Here is a 25,915-nt window from a genome sequence, read left to right on the forward strand (position 1 = left end):
ACCGGGTACCGACGGTTTCTTGCGTTTAGGAAGTCACATGCAGCTTTCTGAACTCTCCGGGCGTGATCCCTTCCACTCTTTTAAAAACCCGGATCAGCTGCTGAGCATTGTTGTATCCGACCTCGCCAGCAATCTGCCCGATGTTGATATCGGTCTCCACGAGCAGCTCTTTTACCTTATCGATCCTGTATCGGGTAATATAATCGATGAAATTTTCACCGGACGCTTCTTTAAAAATCAAACTTAAGTAGGAAGTGTTGATCTGGAGCCGATCGGCCACCATTTGCAAGGATACATCGTCTCTATAGTGCTTTTGGATGAACCCGATGGCATCGGCGACAAGCTGCTGTTTGCGATGGCTTCGCATCCTGCTGAAGTAGTCGATAACGGTCTGAAGGACACTTTGTGCAAACCAGTCTTGCACGGACTTTTGCCCCTCCAGCGCCACGATTTCAACGAACGGACTTCGCGAGCCGAATATTTGGCGCAAGTCTTCCTCATAATCCTGAACCAAACGGATCACCGTAACCAGGAGTTGGAAATAATACGTTCGCATGACATGGAGCGAAGCGTGCCGATCGACGAGATAAGCGCCGAAACGCTCCAACTGCCCGACAGCCTCAGCCGCATCCACGGAACGGATCGCTTCGAGAATGAGCTTCTCTATATCTGCGGGATAATCCAGCATTTGCTGGGATAGCCGTTCGTTCGTCTGCCGAAAAGAAAGGACCTCATCTCCGGCTTTCACCCAATTTTGCCGCAGCAGGTTGACAGCTTCGTAATAGGAAGCAGAAATATCGCCAAAGCTGCCGACGACACTTCCCATAGCGATGGTTATAGTCTGCTTAAGCAACCGCCCCACAGTCTTCCGGATCTCCTCCGCCGCTTCGAACAATTCCTTTTCCTTCACGGGTTTCGGCATATTCAGAATCATAATCACATTCCCCTGAATGATTACGGTCTCCGCCAGACAAACCGGTTTCATCAACTCGCCGGCGATATTGGCAACCGCGTAAAGAAATAGGTTCTCATCTTCCTTTCCAAAGGGAACATCCCCTTTCGGCGGGTCTATCTCCATCAGGAAAACCGAAAAATGAGCGTGCAAAAATAAATTGGCTCGATGATCATGCAGATGCACCAGCTTGTCCAAATCGGCCGAACGGTTAGCCAACGCGGAAAACAAATAATGGTCCTTCAATAAGGGCAAGTGCTCCTCCCATCGAACTCGGGCCTGCTGCATTTCCTCCAACAGATTCAAAATTCCCGTTTCAATTCGCGCCATATAATTTTGGATCAGGCTCTTGTATGGGGATGACGCCGGTTGCGACGATTTGGACAATAGCCGAACGATCTGCAGCAGTCCGCTCTGGAAGCGGTTAAAACTGAAAATCGATACAACAAAAGCCATTACAGCCAACAATCCGGTTATCCCGATCACCATTTTCTTCAACCCGTTCACCTTCTGGTACAAAGCTTCCGTCGGGATAAGCGACGCATAAGTCCAACCGTTTTTGTTGGATACGGCAAAAGAAATATTGTATTTTTCCTGATCGATCTTGAATTCGCCCGAATGTCTACCCTCCGGCAGCTGCGCCAAGTAGTCGTAGATCCGTTCGTCTTCCGCCGTTGCGATACCGGACTGGGCTCCGCCTTGAACGATAAATTGGCCGGTCTCGCTGAAAATCAAAATACTCCCTTTTTCAACGAAAGGGGAATTGCCGATCATACGACTTAAGTACTTCGTGTCCACATTCACAACCAAGGCGGCTTTTAATTCCGAATAAAACACAGGCAGCAGGGCGATATAGCTGATCCCCAGTCTGCTTCCCGTCGGAGTATCCGGCAGGGGCCTCGGGGCAATCCAGAAGCTTTGTTTGTACCTTTCCGCTTCTTTTTGGATCGCGGGCAGCCAATTCGTATCATGAAAATAACCGTTGGACAAATCGGTGATCAGCTGGGAAGTCACCATAGTATCCTGCGTGGCATGGTAGTAATAAATCGAATCCATGGCGGGGAAGGACGATTGTAAAGCCAGCAAGTCATTTCTAAGCACATTCGCGGCTTGGATAGAACCAAGCGAAGGGCTCGCACCGATTTTACTGACATCGCTTACATTGGATTGAATGGAAAATTGACCGGTCGTTTGCTCGATCTGGCTGACCAGCAATTCGACCTGTTCTTTAACTTGGGATAATGCGGAGTCGGACGATTGATTGACTTCCGTCCGGACTATATCCAAACCCATGGTATATACGATCATGCCGAATCCTAACACGGGGAAAATCGATAAAACCAGCAGGATGATCAACATTTTTTGATTGATATAGTCGCGGTAGCCGCGCTGCTTCTTCATCCAGCTCATGTTGAGTTCTCCCCCGAATTTATTGTGTTTTTTATTATACGGGGACTGCAATTCCATGTACATATTCATTTTTTTAGTGCGTCTAAAGCCGTTTTTTCTCCACTGCAGGTCCTTTAAGGATAGGCGCGTTTACCGAGAAGTCGAATAATCAGCGGAGGATATACTTTCCCCTGAAATAACGATATTTCATTCATCAGTGGTGCCGCGAAGTCTGAGATTCTTAAGAAAAACCGTCCGGAATGTTCGCCGAACGGTCCTTTTATGTGCGTAGCATGACGTTTGTACGTGGGAGACAAATGGGGATAGGCCTGCTCGTCGCTCGCATGCGCCGGAGTCCGATTTTGCCCAATTGGAATCGAGTCCGGCTCCCTTTTCTCGCCCGCAGTCCGAAAAGTCCCACTTGCAGCGGCTATTTGGCTCGGCACACCGGTGAATCCGTTCTCCAAGCCGGCAAAATCGGACTCGAGCGTAAGGCGAACCTCGATTCCTTGCGCCAAGCGGGCTATTTCGGACTACAGCATGTTTAGGAGCCTTGCTCTGATGGTTCTAATCAGCCGCATCAAACTCCGCTGAGCGGAAGGGGAATAGAGCGAAAAAGAAGTCCGTCGTCTTCCGTAAAGGCACCGGACAAACAATCGGCTTGTAGCAATGTAGTGAACATTGGCTTTTAGAGGCGGCATCAGCTCCAGTGCAAAATAAAAAAAGCCGATCGAATCCAGACCACTGTCTGTTACTCGATCGGCTTTCTTATTTATCGTCTTCTCTTATTTGGACAAGAAATCCAGTACACGAATCAAGAACACGGCTGTTTCCGCACGGGTCGCTTGGTTAAGCGGGTTAAGCTTCCCGCCGGCGCCTTCAATCAACCCTTGCTCTACCATGCCGGCAAGGCTTTCCGAAGCATAGCCGGATATTTGATCCGCATCCGTAAAGTTGTCAAGCGCAGCGGAATTGCCCCTTATTTCCGGAGCTCCGGCTGCCGCCAGCGCACGGGTGACCATCACGATCATATCCTGACGGGTAATCTCCGCCGCCGGAGCGAAGTTTTCTCCGTCGACGCCCGTGACGATGCCCAGCTTTTTGGCGATGGATACAGCTTCGTAATAATAGTCCTGCGGGTTGACGTCCGTGAACGAATCGCCCGCTTCCGCTTTTAAACCAAGCGCTCTGACCAGCATTAAGATAAAGTCCGCTCTCTTCACTTGATTCGCAGGGCTGAAGGCGGTGTCCGACGTACCGTTTACAATACCTTTAGCCGCTAGACGCTTGATCGCTTCTTCCGCCCAAGCATGCTCGCCAAGATCGTTAAATGGCGGAGCCGCTTGCTCATAAACGACAGCATAAGTACCCGGCTGATCGGCTTGGAACTGTATTTGTTTGTCTGCAGCCGAATATTTCGCGTTCGTGACTTTCGTTACCGTACCGTCGGCATTGATCATCACGATGCCAAGCTGCGAAGGCGTTTCACCATTGCCAAGCACATACGGAATGGCAACCGTTATCGGCTTGCCGTTCCGAACAGCCTTGCCGTCGATCTCCCCGGCAAGCTCAACAACCGGTCTGCCGCCTACTTGGTCTTGAACCGCTTTACTCAAGTCCTTCGCGTCACGCTTGCCGACTTCAAAACGCAACGTCATGCCAAGCTCCGCAGACTTCTCCAGCATTTGTCCGGATAGCAAGATCGTAGCATGCGGCGAAACGACCTCGATCACAAGATCCGCATGCCCGGACAAAAATTCCGCGGGAATATCAAGCGCGTATGCCGCAACGTCGCCATTCCCTTTTAGCTCAATAGACGCTTTTTTCTTGCCTTCTTGATCGGCTTTCGCTTTAGCGATCGCTTTGCTCATCTCTTCCACGCTTACAGCGCCGACTGCCAGCTTGTTATCGGCGTCGAGCTTCGTGCTTACGACTGCTTTGACCGATCCGTCCGCTTCAGGCTGGAACAGCTCAGGAGCTGTAACAACCGTTCCTCCGCCGTTGTTGGTTTGGCCGCTATTGCTTCCGTTTTGGCCGCCATTGCCGCCGTTTTCGCCACCATTGCCGCCGTTTTCGCCGCCATTGCCGCCGTTTTCGCCGCCATTACCTCCGGTTTCGCCGCCATTGCCGCCGTTTTCGCCGCCATTGCCGCCGTTTTCGCCGCCATTGCCGCCGTTTTCGCCGCCATTGCCGCCGTTTTCGCCGCCATTGCCGCCGTTTTCACCGCCGTTACCGCCGTTTTCGCCGCCATTGCCGCCTGGCTCACCGCCGTTGCCTCCCGGAGTCGGCTTCTTGTACTCGAACATGACTTTTTCCGGCTCGCTCATCTCATCGGTCGACACTTGAACCTCGTAAATTCCTTCAAGATCGCCTGCAAGCGTAAATTCCGTCTGGAAGTAGCTCGCCTCCGTCACGGTTGTGCTGCCTGTGTACGCGATTCCGCCTTGCGGATCGAGCACTTTTACATTCACGTCCGCCAGCTTGCCGTTCATAGCCAAGCCATGAATCGTCACGTTTTTGGTCGCCGCATCTACCGTCGCTTTCAGCCCGTCGATCGTTTTGACAGCCGCTTTGTTCGCCAGATTGTATACGCCGAATTCATAGAAGGAATAACCGTAGAACGTTTCTCTTTGGAGCCCCTGGAACTTGACGTACCTTGCCGTAACCGGCGCGAATCGAATCGTATTTTTGCCGTCTTGCGCATTGATGATTCCATCGTTTTCCGCGATCACGCTTCTCCAGGTTTGCTTGTCGTCGGAGACAAGCAGCTTATAGGTCTTGGCGCGCGCGTATTCCCAGTCTATTCGGATCGTGTCCATTTCCGTCGCTTCGCCAAGATCGACTTGGAACCACGTATTGTCAACCGTATTGCTCGCCCAGCGCGTTGCAGGAAAACCGTCGACAGCCTTGGCCGGCGCCAAGCTCGCGTTTTCCGCCGAAGAAGCTTCAGCCGGCTTGTCTTGAGCCAAGCTTCCGATCAGATAATACACGCCTTCTTTCAGCGTATTGTAGGCTCCGTCCGCAACGCCCTGCTCGTTCTTAAGACGATCCAGCGCTGCATTGAAGCCTTTGATATACTTCGCAGCTTCAGCCGAATCCGCCCCTTCGAAACGCTTCATCATCTCCAAATAAGCGCTCAGAGCACGGGCTCCGTCAGCATTCGTAATTTGATTGCCCGCCTTGAAGTCCTCAACCAGCTTAAGCATGCTCGCTGCGTTCATGCCCGCTTCGATCACGTAACTGGTCGTCTGCGTTTTGCCTGACGCTGCCGTAATGCTCAGCTCATGCTTGCCCGCTTTGCCCGCAAGGTCGATTACCGTCCCTGCCGTGTACGGCTTGCCGTCGAATTTGGCGGTTACTTGCGTGAGACCGCTTCCATCGTCGTTTTTGATCGCCCATGTAAATTGAACCTTCTCCGTATCCGGTACAACGACGACGTTCGGCATCGCCTGTCCGTTCATTTGGACTTCCACTTCGGGCGGAGCCGCATTATTGATTTGATAAGTGCCGTTTACAAATTGGTACAGCCAATCGTACAAAACGCGCGTTGCAGGAACCGTGCTTACCGCCGAATCATAAACCGCATTATTTCCTTGATAATAGGCTTTGAAGCTGTTCCGTATCAGACCCGTTTCAACGCCGCTGTTCAAATAGTCGACAAACCGTTCGCGGAAAACGCCATCCTTCACCATACGATCGTCAAATTCCAGCTCCAGCGACATGCCGTACTGCTTGGCAATATCGGCGGCGTCTTCAAGCCGATCGTAACCCATCTCTTCGAAGAAATAGTTAGGCTGGAACGTTGCGGCATCAATGCCTACATCCTTCCACATATACGATTTGTAAGCAAGAGAATGCGGAATCCAAAACATTTTCAAATTCGCGTCGTGAACGATATCGCTGGCTGCTTTCACTGTAGCGGGTCCTGTAGGGGACGTGCTGATTTGCTCCTCCAGCCAGTACATGCCGACAAGCTCAAGGTTGGAGTAATTTTTGGCCGTCCATTTTTGCTGTGCCTGATCGACATACCATTGGATCGCCTTGGCTCTGTTCTCGACCGCCTTCTCGGCTCCGATCGAATTCCGGAAGTCCTCGGATACGCCGTCGCCGTCGACATCGCCGAAGTCGGCCATATACTCGCCCGGGTCGGGAATCATCAGAACGACTTTCGTTTTATGCTCCGGCTGGTTCAGCTTTGCGCCGACTTCGGCCGTCGCGGCGTTCAAATGATCCATGTCGCCGTCGTGTTTAAACGTCTTGTCCAAATACCAGCTCCAGTCGTTTTTGTTGGCGCTTCCATTAAACCCGATGCCTGCGGGCGTGTTTAATCCCAAATACAGAACGCCGTCAAACAGCCAATCGACCGGCTCGCCTGATTTGTCCACGTAGCTGATGTTCGGGATGATGCGCTCCTTGTTCCAATCGCCTTTTCCTTCCGCATAGTGGCCGTTATAGAGCAAGCCGAGATTGCGGATTCCGCCCGTAGCTTCGCCCGCCTGGAGGAAACCGACCGGATCGGCGGGAACCGTTTCCGCACCGGCAAGCTTGCCGTCCGCCCCCATAATCTCGATCTCGTCAATGAGCGTCCACGCTCTTGTGTGCATCGAGAAGGTCACTTTCACATAGCGGGCATACGCCATCTCCGCGCCGGGTTTGCTTTTGATGCCGTCCCTGCTTCCGTCCCACGAATACGTTTCGTCTCTTGGCGGCCCGTCTCCCCACAGCAGCTGCGTTGCATTGTGTGAAAGCGTTCCCCAATTTACGTTGTCGTCGGAGACGTACATGGAAACCGTCAAGGGGACTAACGCTTCATTCGTAGGCCAATCCTGCAAAAACCGCGCTTTAATTTGCGAAATCGACTTCGGCTCGCCCAGGTCGAACGTTACCTCACGGGTCTTTTTCTTCAAATGTCCTACCCATGCCGGATCCGACATATTCAGCTCGCCCCGCAGTCCGTCCGTCAGCTTCCTGCTGCCGTCAGGACGGCTTGCCTCAGGCTGCTCCGACCATTGATAGTCCAGCCCCAGCGCAAGATTCCGTATCGAAGGCTGCCCTGCCTCCGCCCCCGCTTGCACTGCCGGTACCGCCGACAGCAGCATGGCCGATATAACGGTTACGGCTGCCCATTTCTTTTTTATTTTCATACGCGCTAGCTCCCTTTCCATGGTTGAGTAAAGAATCTGCCCTGCCTCGCTTCAACTTGCGCCGACCCGCTTCCTCCTTTCCGCGACACTCGGCAGAAGCTTATGCAGTATCCGTACTATTACATTAAGAAACTTGCCGCGCGAAGCAAAGAGACTAGTTATTACATTGCGTATACTTTTGTTTACCTTACCTTTTGAAGCGAACATGCGAATTAAGGCTGAAAAACAGGTCTCGCCTGCCTATGCCGGCTATTTTGCGGTGAATAAAAGTACCGATAACGGGAAATTTAACCATATCAACTAGGTCAGGAGGGAAAACCGCTCATGAATGAAAACCCGTATTTTGCCACAGCCGACGCCCGGAGAGAAGAACAAGAACAAAGCGATAAAGCCGAGCAAGCAGGATCGTACCCGCAAGGGAAGAAAACGGATGTTATGATCCAAGCCGAAAGCGCGGAAACGGTATTGGATAACGGCGACGTTACGGTTTTTTAAAATCCCGCAAGGATCGGCCGTCAGGATGGCTAACTTTAAAGCGATTATCCAAATGAATTCTTTAAGACGAATTGGGACATCCTATATTTTGGGAAATTGCTGAACACCAGCATCGATTCCAATTACAAACAAGGAGTGAGACGGATGGCAAATAACAATGATCGCAACCGCAATAACAATGCCGCTGATCGTGACACGGGCAACATGGCTGACGTTGATACGGGGGAAGCTGTAGGAACGGTGGGCGGCGGCGTAGCCGGCGCTGTCGTAGGCTCCGCTTTGGGGCCTCTCGGCACCGTTGCGGGCGGAATCGTAGGCGCAGCTTTGGGCAACAAAATGGGCGAAGGCGTGACGGATAACGACAACGATGCCGACGATCAAACGAAGTAACCGGCCGGTACGCCATCAAGCATAGTGCGAGATTACCGGTGGCGTTAGATATACTTACGGAAAGCAAAGAAGGCGCAGGGGAAACCTTGTGCTTTTCTTTTTTGGCTTGCTCCAAATGCCATATAGTTCGAACCTATCGCCATAAACCCAAACAAGTAAGATTCGTTCTCATACTATAGTTAAAGGCATACCTGCGGGAGGATTAACGATGGCCCCATCCCCGAAAAACAAGTCGTCCGCAAGCAAAAAGGATAACCAATCGGGTAAAAACCCGTCCATTCCAGAATTGCTGCAAAGCAATAATATGGAAATTGTCGTGGCCTTCCTGCTATTGACTGGAATTCTGAGAGTCGAAAACGTTCAATTTTTTAGGGGCTCCAGAATGGGCGTTAATTTGTCCGGCGAGTATGGCAGCTTTAATAATGATCATTCGAAGGACGACGACTCCCCGCTAATCAGGAGCTAATAAGAATACGGCAAATAATGCGTCGTTTTTGACAAAGCTTTATCGCTCCGTTCCCTGTTATGATAGTGAATAAAACGGCATATCGTACCAGCCGACGGCTGCTCATAAAACCAGCTGTAGTTCTGAAACGTCCTATCATAGGGGGAACTGATATTGGAATGGGCACTGACGTTCGGGGTCGTATTGATGGCGGCGACTCTCCAGGCCGGGACGGGATTCGGCTTCTCAATCTTGGCCATTCCGCTGCTGCTAGTGATCCATCACAATCATTCGGCAGTATCAGCCGCTCTGCTGCTCTCGCTTATTTCCTCGTTCACGACGTTACCGCGTGTCATTAGGGACATCGATTGGAGCATGCTGCGCAGGCTCCTGATCGGAAGCTTGATCGGACTTCCTTTTGGCGGCTTGCTGTTTCAGGTCATCAATATTTATTGGCTGAAAATGTTTGCAGGCATTTCCATCCTTATATTCGCCGTACCTATGCTGCTGAAGCTCAAGCTTCCGCTGGGAAAAGGATTCGGCATCGGAGGACTTTCCGGATTTCTCGGAGCCAGCGTCGGGATGCCCGGGCCGCCGGTCGTTCTGTTTATGCTGGCAAACCATACGGAGAAAAATACGTTTCGGGGAACCTCGATCTTGTATTACTGCATTGTCAATTCGATTAGTTTGTGCATGCAATGGACGAGCGGACACAGCTCTTTCGGCGATATGCCTTATGTCCTGTACTCGCTGCCTGCCATTTTCTTTGGACAAGCGATCGGGTTGGCACTGGGTCGAAAACTGAACCAGGTCTGGTTCACGCGTGCGACGTTTTCGCTGCTCTTGCTGACCGGAATACAAGCCATCGTTTCCGGCATGTAACGGCCGGAATCCGACTATGTCAAAAAACTTGACTGTTGTACCCGTAATCCAAAATACAAATATAACGTGGCATATGACAAAGATTTTTCGTTCCGTTTCCTATTATGATAACGATATAATTTACTTTGCTGCTGGTAGGAAACGCATGCAGAGACATTTCGCTGACGGCGCCGCCCCAAACCTGACTCGGCAGCCGAAAAAACGGGATATGAAGGATACGCGTTACGGAAGGTGGGCTTGAATGACAACTGCGGACAACAGCAAGGTGGAAATACGAAGCTTGGCCGATTGCACGTTTAATCAGGCAGTCGAGCTGTGGAATCTCGGATTTTCCGGCTACTATTCCGATATGTCGACGACGCTTGAGAAGTTTATACCAAGGCTCGGACAGGAATCTATCCGTCCCGGGCTTTCCGTCGCTGCATTCGTGGACGGAGAACCGGCAGGATTCGTACTGATCGCGCTTAAGAGAGTCGGCGGGATAGATTTGGCATGGAACGGCGGGACAGGCGTAAGCCCGAAGCATCGCGGCAAAGGGCTGGCCAAGCGGCTCATGAAGGAAGCGGCGACGATCATGCGGGATAGCGGTGCCGCCAAGGGTTTGCTGGAAGTGGTGCAGCATAACGCAGGAGCGATAGCCGCTTATGAAAGCGCCGGTTTTCAGATTCGCGACGGTCTGATCGGCGCGAAACGAACCGGACCGTTCCCCGAAGACATACTCGAAGCTTCCCATGTAAAAAGCTACCCAATCGGCAATGTAAAGCCGCATCAAATCGCGAAGCTCCCCTTCTTTCGCGAAGAAACGGCCTGGTCCTCAGCCTGGTTCAACCATCCGGAAGCGGACGGGGTTCTCGTATTCGACCAAAACGGAGACGTAGGCGCGTATGCTATTGCAAAAAGAAGATACGGGGAGGACGGCAAGCTGCTGTCAATCACGCTGCTCCAATGCGCCGCCGATCCGGCTCATCCCGAGCGAAAGCAGCTCCTCCATGCGGCGCTGACCGCCGTTTTCTCGCCGTTTGAAGAAGACTGCATGAGGATGACCGATAATACTTCGACGTCAGATCCGGCATTGACGGAATGGCTTGAGGCGGCGCGGTTTGAAACGGTTTATACGCAGTATTTGATGATCGCCGAGCTGAAGTGAACACCGTTAACGATAACCTATAGGTTAGGAAAAAGGAGGAACAGCCATGATTCAATGCGGGATGGCGGAGGTTGATATTACGCCCGTTATGGGCAGCGAAATTCCGGGCTATTTCGGCCCTAGGGTCGCGGACGGCATCAAGGACCTGCTGTACGCCAAGTCACTCGTTTTGGAAACGGAACGCGGGACGGTGGCTCTTGTCGTGATCGACGCCCTTTCGGTACCCAGGCAAACCGTGGAAACGATACGTGAACGCATTGCCGCCGAAACGGGGATCGAGCCGCCGGGCGTTTTCGTTTCCGCAACCCATACCCATACGGGCGGCCCGGTTTCCACAGGTTTCGGTTGTACCGAAAGCCCCGCTTATTTGGAATGGGTTGCGCATAAAGCCGCCGACAGCGTTCTGCTGGCTTATCGCACGCGCAAAGAAGCGAAGATCGGATTCGGACGAGGCTCCGAGACGGATATCGCTTTTAACCGGCGATTTTTCATGAAGGACGGCCCGCTTCGGACGAATCCGGGCGTAGGCAATCCGCTCATTGACAAAGCGGCGGGACCGATCGACCCCGAGGTGCTGGTCATGCGTATTGACGATACATCCGGCCACCCGATCGGAGTCGTCACAAATTACGCTTGCCATACGGACACGGTCGGAGGCGACGAATTTTGCGCCGATTATCCGGGGGAGCTGAGCCGGCTTGTCAAGCGCGAGCTCGGGGAGCAAGCCGTGAGCTTATTTTTGTTGGGAGCCTGCGGCAATATTAATCATATCGATGTTTCGGGCAAGCATAACAAGGGCAACGACCATTACCGCTGGATGGGACGTATTCTAGGCGCGGAAACGCTCAAAGTCCGCGACAAAATAATCGTAAGCGAATCAGCGGAAGCTGCGGCTCTTAGCGAGCGGTTTACAATCGACTTGCGCAGTCCGACGGACGAGCAGGTGTCTGCAGCCCGCCGTTTGAACGAAACCGGAACGGATGACGTGCGCGCCGCGACTTACGCCCGGGAAATCGCGAGAATCGCGGACGAATGTCCGACAGCCACAGCAACGGTGGAGGTACAAGCGATGCGGATCGGCGAAATGGCGATCGTCGGCCTTCCGGGCGAAATATTCGTGGAGTTCGGCCTGTCGATCAAGGAAAAATCCGCGTTCGGCTATACGATGATCGACTCCATGTGCAACGGAACGATCCGTGCTTACATATGTACGCGCGAGGCGTTTCAGCAAGGCGGCTACGAGCCGCAGATGACGTTTCGCAACCGCTTCCCGGAGGAAACGGGCGAACGTCTAGTCGAGCTGGCCGATTCATTGTTGAAGAGGCTCGATGAAGGCCGCTCCCGGCTGTAGCGGTCGAAAAGGATGTTCTATGCCGCAAGGGAATACCGTTCGTCTCAAATCTCTACTTATTGATGAACGATATTCCCCGGCTTCTGCCGTTCGCAACCGCCCCTTGTCCTTGATCGGGCGCTGCACATCATTTTTCTTTATCCCCGTATGGCTGACTTGAAGCAGCTGCTTCACCAATCCCCTTCTCTACTTCAATTATCTTGGCATCAACGTCAATAATGTCTTTATCCCTTTGGTCAAATTGCCCAAACCAATCTTCCATTTTGTTAAGTGCATTTCTTTTTACATCTTTGTTTATATATACCGCTACTGTCCCTAAGGCAAGGAGAAGTGCCGATAAATCGTCACCGTAACCGATAACCGGAATCAAATCAGGAACCAAATCTATCGGAAGTATCAAATACCCAAGGGCGCCGTAGATTACCGATTTAGCTTTTAAAGGAACGCCAGGATTTTGAACAGCATAATAACCTAGTAACGCGCTATACACTACCTTTTTTCCAGCCTCAATAGCATGTTTTTTTAACTTTTCCCAAAATGAGCCCTCGGAATAGTTTGACTCATAATTGCTCATCGTTCCATTAGCTCCTTTTTTATGAGTATAGTAAAATAAGTGGCCTTGGCTAAAATCGCAGCTACCTCCTGCTCTCTCGTTCCCTTGCTAAGATCTATAAATATCTCTCGCGCATCTACGTGCCGACATTTTCATAAAAGCCGCCGCCAGCGCTGCAATATGTTTTAGTACATTCGATCTCATCCGAGCTTTTCCTCTAATGCCGCCACAAAATGTTATTCTCTGCGACTCCCTTCGCAATTCCGCATCTTCCCGATTGGATCGCCATGACCCAGAAGCTTATCTGTTTGCTCCTGCAGCATTCTCTTCCCGGCCTCTTCATCGCTATCGTCAAAAGTACGGAAGCTATGGCTGCGTACCTATACCAAGGCTTGCCGCTCCAGGACCCTGTCGAGTTTACCAACGACATTTACAAAATCATAGTGTAAAAGTAATCCCCCGCTTCATATGCCGGAACGGGGTTTTTGTTTCTCCGGCGAGCTACGCTTGCATCATGACGCTGCTTCAGATAGCATATGAGCTTTTTCCTGCGGATGAGCTTTTTCCGGGTGGTTGCAAGTGGCGAAATAACAAGAAAGCGACTGTTTGAGCTTGTAATCGAACGGAAAAAGATCACACAAAATGAAAACGCTATCTTTAATTGCCGAGTCGCTGTGATCTATAGTGAGGGCGTCTTTCTAATTTGCCGAGAAAGGGGCTTGCTGCGAATGTTTAAGCATGAATGGAAGAAATGGTTTCGCAAACGATTGGCCGCTATTTTGTGCCTAACGATGATCGGGACGATGCTGTCCGGAGTCATCTCTGTCCGCAAGGGAGAAGCTGCGCTTCTGCAACTGGACAATCCCGGATTTGAATCGGGGCTGACGGGCTGGACGCAAATTTCAGGCAGTTCATCTATGGTGTCGTCCGTAACATCGGTCGTGTACGAAGGGGCGAAAAGCCTGAAGATCGTCGATAATGTCTCGACATCAGGCGTTATGCTAGAGAGCGGGAAGCTGAACGCGCTAGAAGGCATCACCTATACCGCATCTACTAAGTTTTACCAGGTTAGCCGAACGGCCGGATATGCCAAGCTATCGATCGCCTTCTATGGGGCGAATCAGACGCTCATCGAGCCCGTGAAGGAAGCAAGTGCAACAACCGGCAATAACGCCTGGCAGGATCTAAGCGTGTCGGGGATCGCGCCAAGCGGAACCCTGTTCGTTAGCGTGCGAATCGGAACCACCTCCGCTTATATGAGTACGGCAGCTTATTATGATGACCTTACACTTTCCGCTTCAGACCGCGACATGCTAAATCAAGACAAGCAAGCGCTCGCCATCGGCTTTGCTCCGGGTGAAGATGCATCTGCGGTCAAACATGCGTTAACTTTGCCTGCAACCGGACTAAACGGCTCCGTCATCTCGTGGCAATCCAGCAATCCGTCGATCATCAGTCCTTCGGGAGCGGTGTCCAGGCCGCCGCAGTCGGAAGGCGATCAGACGGTTACGCTAACTGCCAATATGATCTACGGCATGGAATCGGATACCAGAACGTTCATCGTTACCGTCAAAAGCTGTTGGGAGACGCTGTCCAATCCAGGCTTTGAAACGGGCAATTTGAGCGGCTGGTCTCAATTATCCGGGACGCCTGCCAATCTGGCGTTCGATCAGTCGCGAACGAGCAGCGGCGCCTATAGCCTGAAATTCAACGATTCCAGCAATACTTCCGCAGTCGGAGCGGAAAGCGAAAAGCTGGACGCTGTGGAAGGCATAAGCTATTCGGCAGCTGTGCAGGTCTATATCGAGAGCGGAAACGCAAGCATCTACCTCCGCTTTTATTCCGCAGCCGGAGGACTCATCAGCCAATTCTCCGCAGGATCGACGACACGAAACAAGTGGACGCCGTTAGCTGTCACGGCCGTAGCGCCTCCAGGCGCCGAATATGTTTCCGTCGTGCTGTTCTCCAGCTCCGCGAATGTCGGCGTCAGCTATTACGACAGCGTCGTCCTGCAAAGAACGGGTCCAACCGTAACGAATGTCGAATTGCCCCTGACGAATCCGGGCTTTGAAGCGGATATGACCGGATGGACGATAGAGTCCGGCTCGATGTCCAGCGTAAGCGCCGATTCGACCCGCGCTTACTCCGGGACGAGAAGCCTGCTGATTAACGACGCCAGCGCAGCAGATTCCTTTGCAGTCGTTGGCACGGCTGAGCTTGCGGCGGAATCGGTCACCTATACGGCGACAGCCAAAGTTTATCAGAAAAACAGGGAGAACAGCCGCGCTTACTTCTACCTATACTTTTATGATGAAGGCCGCCGCGTCATCCAAACGCAATCCGCAATCGGCCCGTCTACGAATAACAACGGTTCCGCATGGTCGGACTTGTCCATCGAGGCCCAATCGCCTGTTGGCGCGAAGTATGTAAGCGTAGGGATCAGCACGACTTCCACTTACAAGGGGATGTTATGGGTTGATGACATCAAGCTGAGCGTGCGAACAAAGGCGGCTGCCGAGCTCCCGACAGACGTACAAGCCGTAACGGCCGACGCGGCTTCCCTGTCTATCGGATACATCGGCGGCGATCACGCTTTATCGGTTACCGGCAATTTGAACTTGCCCGCTATAGGGCTCCATCAGACGGTGATTTTATGGAGCGCGGACCGGCCGGATCTTGTAGGGAGAGACGGAACGGTGATCCGGGCGCGGAGCGATGAAACGGTTCATCTGACCGCCGAACTGATACGCGGCGAACAGCGGACGACGAAAACATTTACCGTCCGCGTAGTAAGCCGTCTGCCTGAGATCACGACTATCGGCGATCAACTGTTCAATTCGGACTTTCAGGAAGGCTTGACCGGCTGGAAGCAAGTTCTCGGCTCTTCCATGGCCGTAGGAGCGGACGAAGACGGCTACGAAGGCAAGGCCATCCGGATCAGCAATAACGGCGTCCTGGGTGTCGTGGTACAAAGCTCTGCCGTTAAGGCAGAGAGGACGATGGAGTATACGACGACCGCTCGCATCAAGGTCAACTCCGGCGCGGCAAGGGTAGAATTACGCTTCTATGATGAACAAGACAACTTCCTGCTGGCGAAGCCGCTCGTACAGGGCGAAACGTCGAGTGCCTGGAGGTCTGTCGGTATTCGGGGCGAAGCTCCGGAGCACACTCGCTACTTGCGTGTGGTCATCGTGGCGGAAGCAGGCGGTGCTGCCGACTTCCTGCTGGACGAGATCGAGGTCAGCGGCGGGGACTTCGTTCAGAACAATCGCGGATTCGAGTCCGGAATGCTCGAATGGTCGGCGCTGCCGGGGAACGGAGCGATCGAGCTGGATACGAGCAACGTTTTCAAAGGGAACCGTTCGCTGAAGCTCACCTCCACGACCGGGGCTGCTCCGCTCGTGACAAGCGTATCGAGATTCGCTGCAGCCGGAGAATCGTTCGCCGCCTTCTCCAAAGTACTCGTCGAAAGCGGCAAGCCTGTCATTACTCTTGCGTTTTATGACGATGCGGGGCAAGTTCTGGCCAGTCATTCGAGAACGATTGACACACCGCAGCAGGAATGGACGGATCTGGGCGTGAAAGCGGCCGCTCCTGCCGGCGCGAAATCCGTTTCGTTTACGCTCACGGTTGATCCGAACAGCCAAGCCTTGTTTGACGAAGCCTATTTAACGAAGGAGTTTACATATTTAGGCGTACCGATCAAGCTGGAATACATTCAAAGCTCGGCTTACGGCAAAAGTCCGGACGGTCGGGATCTCGCCTACTCCGTCGTCGCAAACGAGGACAGAGGGAGCAGCTTTGTTGGGGTCGATCTCGATACATCCGAGCTTGTCGTTCAATTGCCGATCGCTGCATCAAGCGGAGCGTTTACGACGCTCGCCGGATCAGACAACAATATTTATGTGGGCAGTTACATAGACGGCAGGGTTTACAAGTTTGTGCCAGGCGCATCCGAGATGATCGATCTGGGTATCGCGGTTCCCGGGCAAAACACTTTGTTCGGCTTAACCGATGGCCGCAACGGCGTTTTCTATGGCGGAACCTACGATCAGGCTTATGTATTCAAATACACGCCAGGTACAGGGTTCACCACTTTCGGACCGAATGGAGCAGGTAACCGTTTTGACGAGAATGAAGCCTACGTGCGGGGAATGACCATCGACACGGAAGAAAACGTGCTGTACGTCGGCATAGGCAGCCACGCCAAGCTGATCCGCTATGAGCTGGATACTGGCGCCTCGCAATCCATCCTGCCCGAAGCGTATGCGGACAGTACCTTCGTCTATCATCTGAAGCAGACAGGCGGCAAGTTGTTTGCGACGGTTACGCCGAACAACCAGGTGCTCGTTCTATCCGTCGAGAAAGCTGTGTACGGATCGGTATCTGCATCTGTCGATGCCGTGCTGGAAAATACTTTCGCCGTGTCGGATGCGATAGATGGTAAAGTCTATTATGTGACAGCCGATCAGGTGCTTCATGTGTACGACATTGCCTTACGCAGCTCCAGCGTTGTCCTGTCCGGCGGCCTGCCGGTCGTTGCCGGCGTTGCTCCGATGACGTTGTCCGTAATCAACATGAGCAATCAAACGGCGTATCCCGGTTATTCTGTCGTTGGCTTCGGCTCCGTTTACAAAGGAAAAACCGGAACCTTCGTCTACAATATTCAAACGAACGCGATGAAAAGCGGAGCCGTCGACCTCCCCGCTGCCAATTACGGACCGCGAAGCTTGATGCTGGGACCGAACGGAGATATTTATTCGTCCAACCATCTGGGCGGAGGAACCGGCATCTATCATCCGCTCGGCGGCGTTAACGGCATGGAATACGGGCTCGGGCAAGCGGAGAACGGCGTCGCGCTGGATGGGAAAATGTACTTCGGCACGTATACGCATGCCAGGATCATGGCTTACGACCCTTCCCAACCGTGGAATCTTCATCAGGGAGGCAGCAATCCGCAGGAGGTCTTTGAGCTGAACAGCGAATACAGGCAGGATCGACCGTTCGGAATGGCTGCCGGCGACGGACTTCTCTTCGTTGGAACCGCACCCGATTACGGGCTTCTCGGCGGAGCGATCGCGATTTATGACCCGCATTCCGGCAATAAGCCGACTGTCGTGACGGATGTGGTCTACAAGCAGAGCGTCGTCACGCTGGCTTATAAGGACGGAATCCTATACGGAGGCACTTCGGTCTGGGGCGGGTTGGGCGTAGACCCTGAGGAGGACTCGGCCAAGTTTTTCGCTTACGATGTAGCCAGTCATACCAAATTGTTCGAGATAGTAATTGCGGCCGGGAAACGCGTCATCACCTCAGTCACGGTCGGATCGGACGGGAAAATATGGGGCATGTGCGAAGGATATGTTTTCGTCTACGATCCTGCGACAGGGACCATTGTTTATAATGAGAACCTGTTCCCCGAGATCAACTACGCCGAGAAAATAAACCCCGTACTATACGGAGGCCAGTTGATCGCCGGCGACGACGGTTATATGTACGGGAACACGACCGGAAAGTTTTTCCGTATCCATCCGGTGACCAAGCAGAAGGAAATTTTAAGAAGCAGCTCATCGAGCTTCATCGAGAAAGACGACTTAGGCAATATGTATTATTCCGATTCCAAAGGAGTATGGAGATATGCGTACTTCGATACGGCCGATCAGGCGGTAACCGAAGCGAACTAAGCGCTGGCTCCTCCTCCGGCAAGCCGAGGCCCATATGAGCATTTTCGTGCAAGTGACGAATTTCCGTTGCCTGCAAACGCTTGCTGCGCCTCGTTTTGCCGGAATTTCAGGGGCCGGAGGACAGCGATTGAAACTTGGCTGGAATTTGATTTCTATACGGGTACGCAGGGTTTGCCTAACATAAAATTTGTGCAGCCCGCACTCGGTCTACGGTCTTACGGACATGCTGCACAACGGACGGGTCAAGCATACAGCATATAGGGAGGAATAAAGAGATGAGAAAAACAACACTAGGCGCCGCACTGGCCATCGCCATGATGCTGCCGATGCTGGCAGCGTGCGGAGGGGGCACGGAGAGCGGCGCTTCAAGCAGCAGCCCGAGCAAGGCGCCCTCGCCATCCGGCGATGTGAAAGCGCCATCAGAACAAGCGGCTTCGGCATATGGCGACACTGGGGGCCTGAAACTTCCACTAGTCGATAAATCGACGAAAATATCGTGGATGGTTGTCAGCGAAACCCCGGTGAATGAGAAATTGATTGCGCAGGAGATTAAAAAACGCACGGGAATCACGGTCGATTTTCAAGCCTATCCCAAGTCCACGTATCAAGACAAATTGCGAGTCATCCTCGCGTCCGGCAAAATCCCGGATATTTTCCACGGCCTCAATGCGGTTGATCTCAAAAAGATGGGCAAACAGAAAGTCGTCGTAGCCATTAATGAATTTGCCGACCAACTGCCCAACTTCAAGAAGCTGTATATGCAGGAGAACGCTTGGGTTCTCAAATCTTACGGGGACGAAAACGGGAATTTGTATACATGGCCGATCTACAGCATGAACCGCGACGTCAATCACGGTTTCCTGTACCGTAAAGATATTTTTGACAAGAACAACATTCCTGCGTGGACGGACACGGAAGGGTTTTATCAGGCGCTCAAGAAGCTTAAGGAAATTTATCCGCAAAGCTATCCGCTCTCATCCAAAACGAGTGTCGGCATCTTCAGAGACTACGCATACGGATGGGGCATCGGCGGGGCAAGCTATCCGATGTATTATGACGAAACGAAGAAGCAATGGAAGTTCGCGCCAACCCAGCCGGAGAACAAAGCGATGCTGGACTTTATGAAGAAGCTGTACAACGAAGGTTTGCTCGATCCGGAATTTATCACATCCACTGCCGACTCCTGGACCTCGAAAATGACGACAGGCAAATCGTTCGTAACATTCGACTGGATCGGCCGACTGGACCTGTTCTACAATCAGGTTCGCGCCAGCAATCCGGACTACAACCTGCGTTACGGGTATCCGGTAGGGCCGACCGGGCATGTCCGGACGCTATCTAAAATCGACACGAGTCTGAATATCGCGGTAGCCAACAACGAGAACAAAGAAATTGCGCTAAAATTGTTGGATTACATGACCAGCCCTTCCGGCTCCCAGCTGATGTCGCTCGGCGTTGAAGGCCAGACCTTCACCCTAGATAAAAACAACAAGGCGGTTTATCCGGAGCTGAAGGATGTCCCGCTGGTCGACATTACGGTTCTTAACGACAAGTATGGACTATGGCTTGAAGGTGCGACGCTGCGCCCGGATAGCCGAAGCGTGTACTTCAACTTTACCGAGAAAGAGAAGGAATCGCAGGACTTGATCGTATCCAAAAATCTGCTCGAGCCGGCTGACCCGGTTCTGAATTTCACGGATGAGGAGACGGCCAAGCTGGCGGAATTGCAAGCTTCTCTGCAAAAAGCCGCCGAGGAGTTCGATTCCAAATACGTCATTGACAAAGCTGCCGGCGAGAAGGACTGGGAAAACTGGAAGGCCGGCATGGAGAAAAACGGGGCGTACGCGCTGGAAGCGATCTATAACGCCGCCCAATCACGTCTGAATCGCACAAACTAAGCAAAGCGAACTTATGGCGCCATCGCTCCGGCCGACATCGGCGGGAAGCGGTGGCGCCGGGATTGGAGGAACCCGATGCGCGCCCCGACGCTTGCCAAGCGAATCGCACTGAACAAACAACTGCTGCTTTTATTTATTCCATGTATTCTGTTCTATGCGATCTTCCGATACGGCCCCTTGTACGGACTGATTATCGCTTTTAAAGATTACAATGTATTCACCGGAATTATGGGAAGCGAATGGGTCGGACTGAAATATTTCCGGAAATTTTTCGAGGGTCCCGACTTTATCATGCTGTTCCGCAATACGCTGCTGCTAGGCTTCTATACGCTGGTATTCAGCTTCCCGTTCCCTATTCTGCTTGCCGTCCTGCTGAATGAAGTCAGAATCGTCCGATTGAAGAAAATCGTTCAGACGGCGAGCTATTTGCCGACATTTTTGTCCATCGTCATTATCAGCAGTATGATTATCGACTTTCTGTCCCCGAACAACGGCATTATCAACCAACTGCTCGGTATGTTAGGCGTCAAAAACACCTATTTTCTCGTTGATCCAGCCTGGTTTCGTTCCATCTATGTATCGTCGGAGATTTGGACGCATACCGGCTATGAATCGATCATCTATTTGGCGGCAATTGCAGGTATCAATCCGTCGCTGTACGAAGCGGCAAGAGTCGACGGCGCCGGCCGGTTCCGCATGATGTGGCACATTACGCTCCCTTCGCTGCTGCCTACGATTCTGGTCATGTTCGTTCTCAAGACAGGCGCGATGATCCGCATCGGATACGAGAAGGTGCTGCTTCTCTATAACCCGATGACGTACGGGGTTGCCGACGTTTTCTCGACCTATGTATACCGCAAAGGACTGCTTGAATCCAATTACAGCTATGGCGCGGCGGTCGGCATGTTCGAAGCGGTCGTAGCGATGATTATGCTGCTGGCGGCCAATCTGATCAGCAAACGGTTAGGGGGGAACGGACTTTGGTAGGAGTAGGACAACGCAAGCTGTCGCTGTTCGCCATTTGCAATACCCTTCTGCTTCTGGCCGTGGCGGCTGTTTCAGTATTTCCGATTGTTTATGTCCTGGTCGTTTCCGTCAGCGATACGTCCAGCGTCGTGCAAGGCGACGTATTCTTGTGGCCAAAAGGATTTAATATCGACGTCTACAAGCAGCTGCTGACTGACGCTAAAATTCCACGGGCGTACTTGAATACCATTTTTTATACATGCCTCGGTGTCAGCATCAATCTTACGTTTACGGCAATCGCTGCCTATCCGTTGTCCAGACCCGACTTCATCGGCCGCAAATACTGGATGTTCGCCATCCTGACGACGATGTTTCTGCAGCCCGGCATCATTCCCAATTATCTCATCGTGCAGAAGCTCGGATTGATCGATTCCGTGTGGTCCGTCGTGCTGCCGAATGCGATCTGGACTTTCGAATTGCTGATTCTAAAAAGCTTTTACGAGAACATCTCCCATCAACTTCGCGAGGCTGCCTTGCTAGACGGGGCGTCAGAGTATAGAATCTTATTTAATATCGTCATCCCGCTTTCCAAGCCCGCGCTTGCTTCCATCGGACTGTTTTATTTCATTGGACACTGGAACAGTTATTTCATCCCGATGATCTATTTGAATGACCAAACGCTGTATCCGCTGCAAGTGGTCTTGCGAGGCATGCTGATCTTTAGCGAAGGAAACGGACCGAATCTGGTCGATGCCGCCGCATTGGCGCCGCAAGCGTTGAAGAGCGCCACGATCGTCGTGTCCATGATTCCCGTTTTGATGGTGTACCCGTTTGCTCAGAAATATTTTGCCAAAGGCGTTATGCTGGGAGCGGAGAAAGGATAAGAGGCAGGGAACGCAGGAAAAACCTGTCGCGCAAAAAAAGCTTAAATGAAGCGGATGTCGACGTAGATCAGCAGGGGGTACAAATACATGAAACGTTGGATCACCAATTGGGGCTTAATCCAAATATTTTGCTCCTTGCTGTTAGTGATTTTGACGATGTCCGCATCTACTTATGCGATCTACCGGAAATCGATATCCGGCATCTATGAAAAGGTTACGCAAAATAACCATCTGGCGGTTCAATCCATTGTTCAAGCGTATGACAACAGCTTCCGCACGATCGACTCTATCATCCATTCCATTCAGACATTGGCGCCCTACGACAATCTAATTGCGGTCGACAATCGCAGTTTGGATATGGTGAAAGTGCAGACCGTCGTCGAAAATTTGGCGGCGCTTGTTTCGTCGGTGGAATATATTGAAGATGTCGTCGTGTTCTACGATTTTTCCGATCTGGCAATTACATCGAAGGGGACAAGCAGCCTTCCGTTTCTCTTCGATCACAAATATCGGCATGACAGCTATAACGCCAATTACTGGCGCTCCTTCGCGCTGACCAAGCATCCGTTCAAGCTGTTTCCGGCAGACCGGTTCCAAATTTTCTCGGATGCGAACCAACAATCGAAGTCGGCGGAGCTGCTGATCGCCTTCTCGGGAAACAAGGTGGAAATATCCAGCAAACGGATTATGGTAATCATCGACATGAGCACGTTGTTGAAGCATGTGAATCAGCAGCCGACGATCCCCGGCTCCTCCTTGATCGTTCTGGATCAGGAGCAGAATGTGGTCTATAGCACGGAGCCGCAGATGAATCTGATGGGGATTTTGAGCGATGTGTATTTCAATGCCGACAACGAAGCCTCCGTGACGCGGGAAAATTACAAATATCGTTTTTATCGGTCGTCATACAACGACTTTATTTATATCGACAAAGTGCCTTATCAGTTTCAAAATATCGATTCAGTATCGGCAGCTAATCGCATGATCATGCTATCGACGATAATTTGCGCCGTTTTGCTTGCCGCAGCGCTTAGTTTTTATTTGCAAAGGCCCGTGAAACGCATTCTCCGGCAGTTGGGCGTCAGTCATGCGCTTGGCAACGATTTCCGCCATATTCTCGACGGCGTCGTCCGCTTGCAACAGGAGAACGGCGCCTATCAGGAGAAATTGGGGGCCGTCGACAAGGTGGCGCGGAGGAGCGCCTTCCTTCAGGCCGTGGACAACGGCGTGCCTGCGGAGAAGCATGATCGCGCCCTGCATCTTTATTTCGACGAGTTCTACAGATACAAGCTGTTTGCGCTTGTGAGGCTGCAGCTTTACGAGCATGCTTCGGAAGAGCTGTCCCGGCGAACCTCGCAACAGATCACCGAAGCCCTGCAAGCCCGGTTTGACGCGGCTGTGCGTGATGCGGCCGTGTTTTACGACAAAAACGCCATGTGGATCGTATGGGTCGGGATGAATGAGCCGCGGGAGCGGGAATCGCTCTTGAAGCGATTGAAGCCGATGATCGCGTCGCTGGAGAAAGAAGAGCTGCAGGCCCACCTGCTGCGGGCGAGCGTCAGCGAATGCTACGATGCGGAAGCGGTCTTCCTGCCGCGCGCCTATCAGGACGCCGTGAACGGCATGAAGTACCGCTCCAACGATCGCGCGCAAAAGGTCCATGACGCGCTGGAATTGGGCGGCGGCGGTATGGCGCCGTTTCAATGGGAGAGCGCGGAGAGACTTTCCCATTACGTTGCGGATGGAAAGTGGGATCAGGCGAAAACGGCAATCGCGGAAATGATGCAGCGGAGCGGCGCTAGCCAGACTAGCCTCCATGAGCTGGCCCATATCGCGCGTACCATTTTCTATGCGATACTGAGGCAAGCGGTAAGGGCATCCGGCAAAAGCAAAGAGCTGCAAGAGCTGGAGATCGACGTGATGCGGCAAATCGAGAACGCGTATAACGATCGTGCTATGGAACAGGCTTTATTCTTTGCGCTGGAGGCCATTGCCAAACAGTCGGCCAAGCAGTCGGTACGGTCCGGCAAGCCGGACCCGGCCTATATATTGCGGTATATTGAACAATACCATTCGCAGGACTTGAACCTCGATCAGCTCGCCGAGAAGATGGGGATTTCGCCAAAATATTTCTCCCATTATTTCAAGAAGACTTTCGGCGTTAATTTTATCGAGCATCTGAACATGGTCAGATTGGCCCACTCCAAAAAGCTGCTGAAGGAAACGGCTTTAACCGTCGTAGAAATATCGGAGAAGATCGGTTATTTGAACTATTCCACGTTCACGAATACGTTCAAAAAATATTTTGGTATTACCCCAAGCGAATACCGGAGGCAAACAGCGGACAGTTCGAGCGGGGAATGATTCGGCGATCGAGGAGAAGCGTCCTTGACAGCGCCTGTTGTTCCGTAAATGATCAGATTCTCGCAAAAAGGTACCAGCCCTACTCCAGCCTCAAGAAATCTTACCGACCCGCAGCATGCTGAAGGATGGTATCCAGTAACCTGGCGTTAAATCCGGAAATCTCCACGAAAGCACTGCATCTTGCTGAACATTTTCCGATGAAACGACCCACAACGGGATCTCCTCGGCCATCGGTCCGGATCTGACTATAAGAAAAGAAGCCCCAAATCCACAGCTGAGTGGAGACGGGACTTCTTCTACCGCTTAATTTTGACTATAACGAGTTGTTCAGCAATTCGACAACGCTTTCAGGGTGTTCAAAATGCTTGGTATGCGCTTCTCTCTTATCATCGCTGCGGTACTTGACTTCCAGCCGAAACGGCGGTTGAAGGTTTAGCAGCTCAAATTGCTCGCGATTCTCGACGAACCGGCGCAACGCTCTTTCGGCACCCGCTCGAATTTGTTCGCATGCATGATCCGGATGCATATGGATGGCTCCGTTGTATCGTTCTTTGTAGGCGTCCGTGCTGTATTGTTCTCCGCTTCCCGGCATGATTCCGCGTTTAACGCTAACCGTTTCAATTCCTTTTATAAGCTCCGACGCTTCTTTAGTAAACGCCTCATCGCCCGCGCCAAAGATCGAACGTACGCCCAAGGAAGCGCCGCATAGCGACATCTGACCGAATTCCCCGACGGATATACCGTTTATTCGGAAATCGAGTACATTAAACCAGCCTGTATGCGGCATCTGCGCAAATTCCGTTCCGGATTTCGCATGCTGGCCTACCCATGCCATCGCGTCGAATGTTTCGTCAAGCATAAACGGATATGGCCCCGGCACAGGTCCCCGTAAATACAAGGCGCGCTTATCGAGCAGCAAGTTGTTGATACCGCCGTATCCATGACCGTCCACAACGACAATTTCGGTTGCTCCCGCCGCCGCAAATCCGTCGATCGCCGCATTTACTTCCATGGTCAGCAGCCTCTTGCCTTCTGCGTAATATCTGCCTTGAGGCGTCACCCAGTCGTCGTGATTCACTACACCGCAAACACCCTCCATATCGGTCATTACAAAAATTTTCAACGGACTCACCTCATTTTTAGTTTCTATACTCTATCCTATCATGAGTATGACTGGTAGACGTTTCAAAATTACTAAAACAAGACAATTTTTATTTCCCTTAATCCTTTAGCTGCTTAATAATAAATGATGCAATCAAAGGCCTCCGTGATCCATTTCAAGCAGCTATCCCGTATCCGGTTCATTTAACCGCGATACAATCCAGCTCCACCAGCATCCCGTTCTTTTCAATCGCTATGGAATAGGGTCCG

15 protein-coding genes are annotated in these 25,915 nt (G+C 52.1%); 11 read left to right on the forward strand and 4 right to left on the reverse strand.

Annotated features, from left to right (window positions below):
• Nucleotides 1-25: 25 nt before the first annotated feature.
• Complete coding sequence (locus DQG23_RS19785; protein ID WP_158560599.1) at nt 26-2,362, reverse strand: helix-turn-helix domain-containing protein; 2,337 nt, start codon at nt 2,360-2,362, stop codon at nt 26-28.
• Nucleotides 2,363-3,126: 764 nt separating this feature from the next.
• Nucleotides 3,127-7,485: a DUF4855 domain-containing protein gene (locus tag DQG23_RS42195; protein ID WP_158560600.1), complete on the reverse strand. Its 4,359-nt coding sequence runs from the start codon at nt 7,483-7,485 to the stop codon at nt 3,127-3,129.
• 324 nt (nt 7,486-7,809) lie between these two features.
• On the opposite strand from DQG23_RS42195, the gene DQG23_RS42200 reads away from it, so the two are divergent.
• From DQG23_RS42200 to DQG23_RS19845, 6 genes are all read left to right on the forward strand, one after another.
• Nucleotides 7,810-7,980 carry a hypothetical protein gene (locus tag DQG23_RS42200; protein ID WP_158560601.1) on the forward strand — a complete coding sequence of 57 codons (171 nt, stop codon included), beginning with the start codon at nt 7,810-7,812 and terminating at the stop codon, nt 7,978-7,980.
• Nucleotides 7,981-8,124: 144 nt separating this feature from the next.
• On the forward strand, nt 8,125-8,370 hold the full coding sequence (locus tag DQG23_RS19820) for a glycine zipper domain-containing protein (RefSeq protein ID WP_113032606.1): 246 nt from the start codon (nt 8,125-8,127) through the stop codon (nt 8,368-8,370).
• A 208-nt stretch (nt 8,371-8,578) separates the two neighbouring features.
• Nucleotides 8,579-8,836 carry a hypothetical protein gene (locus DQG23_RS19825; protein WP_113032607.1) on the forward strand — a complete coding sequence of 86 codons (258 nt, stop codon included), beginning with the start codon at nt 8,579-8,581 and terminating at the stop codon, nt 8,834-8,836.
• A 153-nt stretch (nt 8,837-8,989) separates the two neighbouring features.
• Complete coding sequence (locus DQG23_RS19830; protein ID WP_113032608.1) at nt 8,990-9,697, forward strand: sulfite exporter TauE/SafE family protein; 708 nt, start codon at nt 8,990-8,992, stop codon at nt 9,695-9,697.
• 241 nt (nt 9,698-9,938) lie between these two features.
• Entirely contained in the window at nt 9,939-10,844 is a 906-nt protein-coding gene (locus tag DQG23_RS19840; protein WP_113032610.1) for a GNAT family N-acetyltransferase, read from the forward strand.
• 46 nt (nt 10,845-10,890) lie between these two features.
• A complete protein-coding gene (locus DQG23_RS19845) occupies nt 10,891-12,195 on the forward strand; it encodes a neutral/alkaline non-lysosomal ceramidase N-terminal domain-containing protein (protein WP_113032611.1) in 1,305 nt (434 codons plus the stop codon).
• A 127-nt stretch (nt 12,196-12,322) separates the two neighbouring features.
• Here the strand turns inward: DQG23_RS19845 and DQG23_RS19850 are convergent, their stop codons facing one another.
• The gene (locus tag DQG23_RS19850) at nt 12,323-12,769 is read right to left on the reverse strand and encodes a YkvA family protein (RefSeq protein ID WP_113032612.1); all 447 of its coding nucleotides are present in this window, start codon (nt 12,767-12,769) and stop codon (nt 12,323-12,325) included.
• A 707-nt stretch (nt 12,770-13,476) separates the two neighbouring features.
• On the opposite strand from DQG23_RS19850, the gene DQG23_RS19855 reads away from it, so the two are divergent.
• From DQG23_RS19855 to DQG23_RS19875, 5 genes are all read left to right on the forward strand, one after another.
• Nucleotides 13,477-18,432 carry an immunoglobulin-like domain-containing protein gene (locus DQG23_RS19855; protein WP_113032613.1) on the forward strand — a complete coding sequence of 1,652 codons (4,956 nt, stop codon included), beginning with the start codon at nt 13,477-13,479 and terminating at the stop codon, nt 18,430-18,432.
• Nucleotides 18,433-18,707: 275 nt separating this feature from the next.
• Nucleotides 18,708-20,330, forward strand: coding sequence for an extracellular solute-binding protein (locus tag DQG23_RS19860; RefSeq protein WP_113032614.1), 1,623 nt, complete (start codon nt 18,708-18,710; stop codon nt 20,328-20,330).
• A 75-nt stretch (nt 20,331-20,405) separates the two neighbouring features.
• Entirely contained in the window at nt 20,406-21,317 is a 912-nt protein-coding gene (locus tag DQG23_RS19865) for an ABC transporter permease (RefSeq protein WP_113032615.1), read from the forward strand.
• Complete coding sequence (locus DQG23_RS19870) at nt 21,311-22,180, forward strand: carbohydrate ABC transporter permease (RefSeq protein ID WP_113032616.1); 870 nt, start codon at nt 21,311-21,313, stop codon at nt 22,178-22,180. Before DQG23_RS19865 ends, DQG23_RS19870 begins: the two co-directional genes overlap by 7 nt.
• 87 nt (nt 22,181-22,267) lie before the next feature.
• Nucleotides 22,268-24,544 carry a helix-turn-helix transcriptional regulator gene (locus DQG23_RS19875; RefSeq protein ID WP_113032617.1) on the forward strand — a complete coding sequence of 759 codons (2,277 nt, stop codon included), beginning with the start codon at nt 22,268-22,270 and terminating at the stop codon, nt 24,542-24,544.
• Nucleotides 24,545-24,857: 313 nt separating this feature from the next.
• On the opposite strand, the gene DQG23_RS19880 is transcribed toward DQG23_RS19875, so the two are convergent.
• On the reverse strand, nt 24,858-25,667 hold the full coding sequence (locus DQG23_RS19880; RefSeq protein WP_113032618.1) for a M55 family metallopeptidase: 810 nt from the start codon (nt 25,665-25,667) through the stop codon (nt 24,858-24,860).
• Nucleotides 25,668-25,915: the final 248 nt, after the last annotated feature.

Source organism: Paenibacillus contaminans (assembly GCF_003285015.1).
Classification (GTDB): domain Bacteria; phylum Bacillota; class Bacilli; order Paenibacillales; family NBRC-103111; genus Paenibacillus_V; species Paenibacillus_V contaminans.

Coding starts and splice junctions, on each gene's coding strand:
- DQG23_RS19785 (WP_158560599.1), bottom strand. CDS start 2,362: ATGAGCTGGATGAAGAAGCAGCGCGGCTACCGCGACTATATCAATCAA.
- DQG23_RS42195 (WP_158560600.1), bottom strand. CDS start 7,485: ATGAAAATAAAAAAGAAATGGGCAGCCGTAACCGTTATATCGGCCATG.
- DQG23_RS42200 (WP_158560601.1), top strand. CDS start 7,810: ATGAATGAAAACCCGTATTTTGCCACAGCCGACGCCCGGAGAGAAGAA.
- DQG23_RS19820 (WP_113032606.1), top strand. CDS start 8,125: ATGGCAAATAACAATGATCGCAACCGCAATAACAATGCCGCTGATCGT.
- DQG23_RS19825 (WP_113032607.1), top strand. CDS start 8,579: ATGGCCCCATCCCCGAAAAACAAGTCGTCCGCAAGCAAAAAGGATAAC.
- DQG23_RS19840 (WP_113032610.1), top strand. CDS start 9,939: ATGACAACTGCGGACAACAGCAAGGTGGAAATACGAAGCTTGGCCGAT.
- DQG23_RS19845 (WP_113032611.1), top strand. CDS start 10,891: ATGATTCAATGCGGGATGGCGGAGGTTGATATTACGCCCGTTATGGGC.
- DQG23_RS19850 (WP_113032612.1), bottom strand. CDS start 12,769: ATGAGCAATTATGAGTCAAACTATTCCGAGGGCTCATTTTGGGAAAAG.
- DQG23_RS19855 (WP_113032613.1), top strand. CDS start 13,477: ATGTTTAAGCATGAATGGAAGAAATGGTTTCGCAAACGATTGGCCGCT.
- DQG23_RS19860 (WP_113032614.1), top strand. CDS start 18,708: ATGAGAAAAACAACACTAGGCGCCGCACTGGCCATCGCCATGATGCTG.
- DQG23_RS19865 (WP_113032615.1), top strand. CDS start 20,406: ATGCGCGCCCCGACGCTTGCCAAGCGAATCGCACTGAACAAACAACTG.
- DQG23_RS19875 (WP_113032617.1), top strand. CDS start 22,268: ATGAAACGTTGGATCACCAATTGGGGCTTAATCCAAATATTTTGCTCC.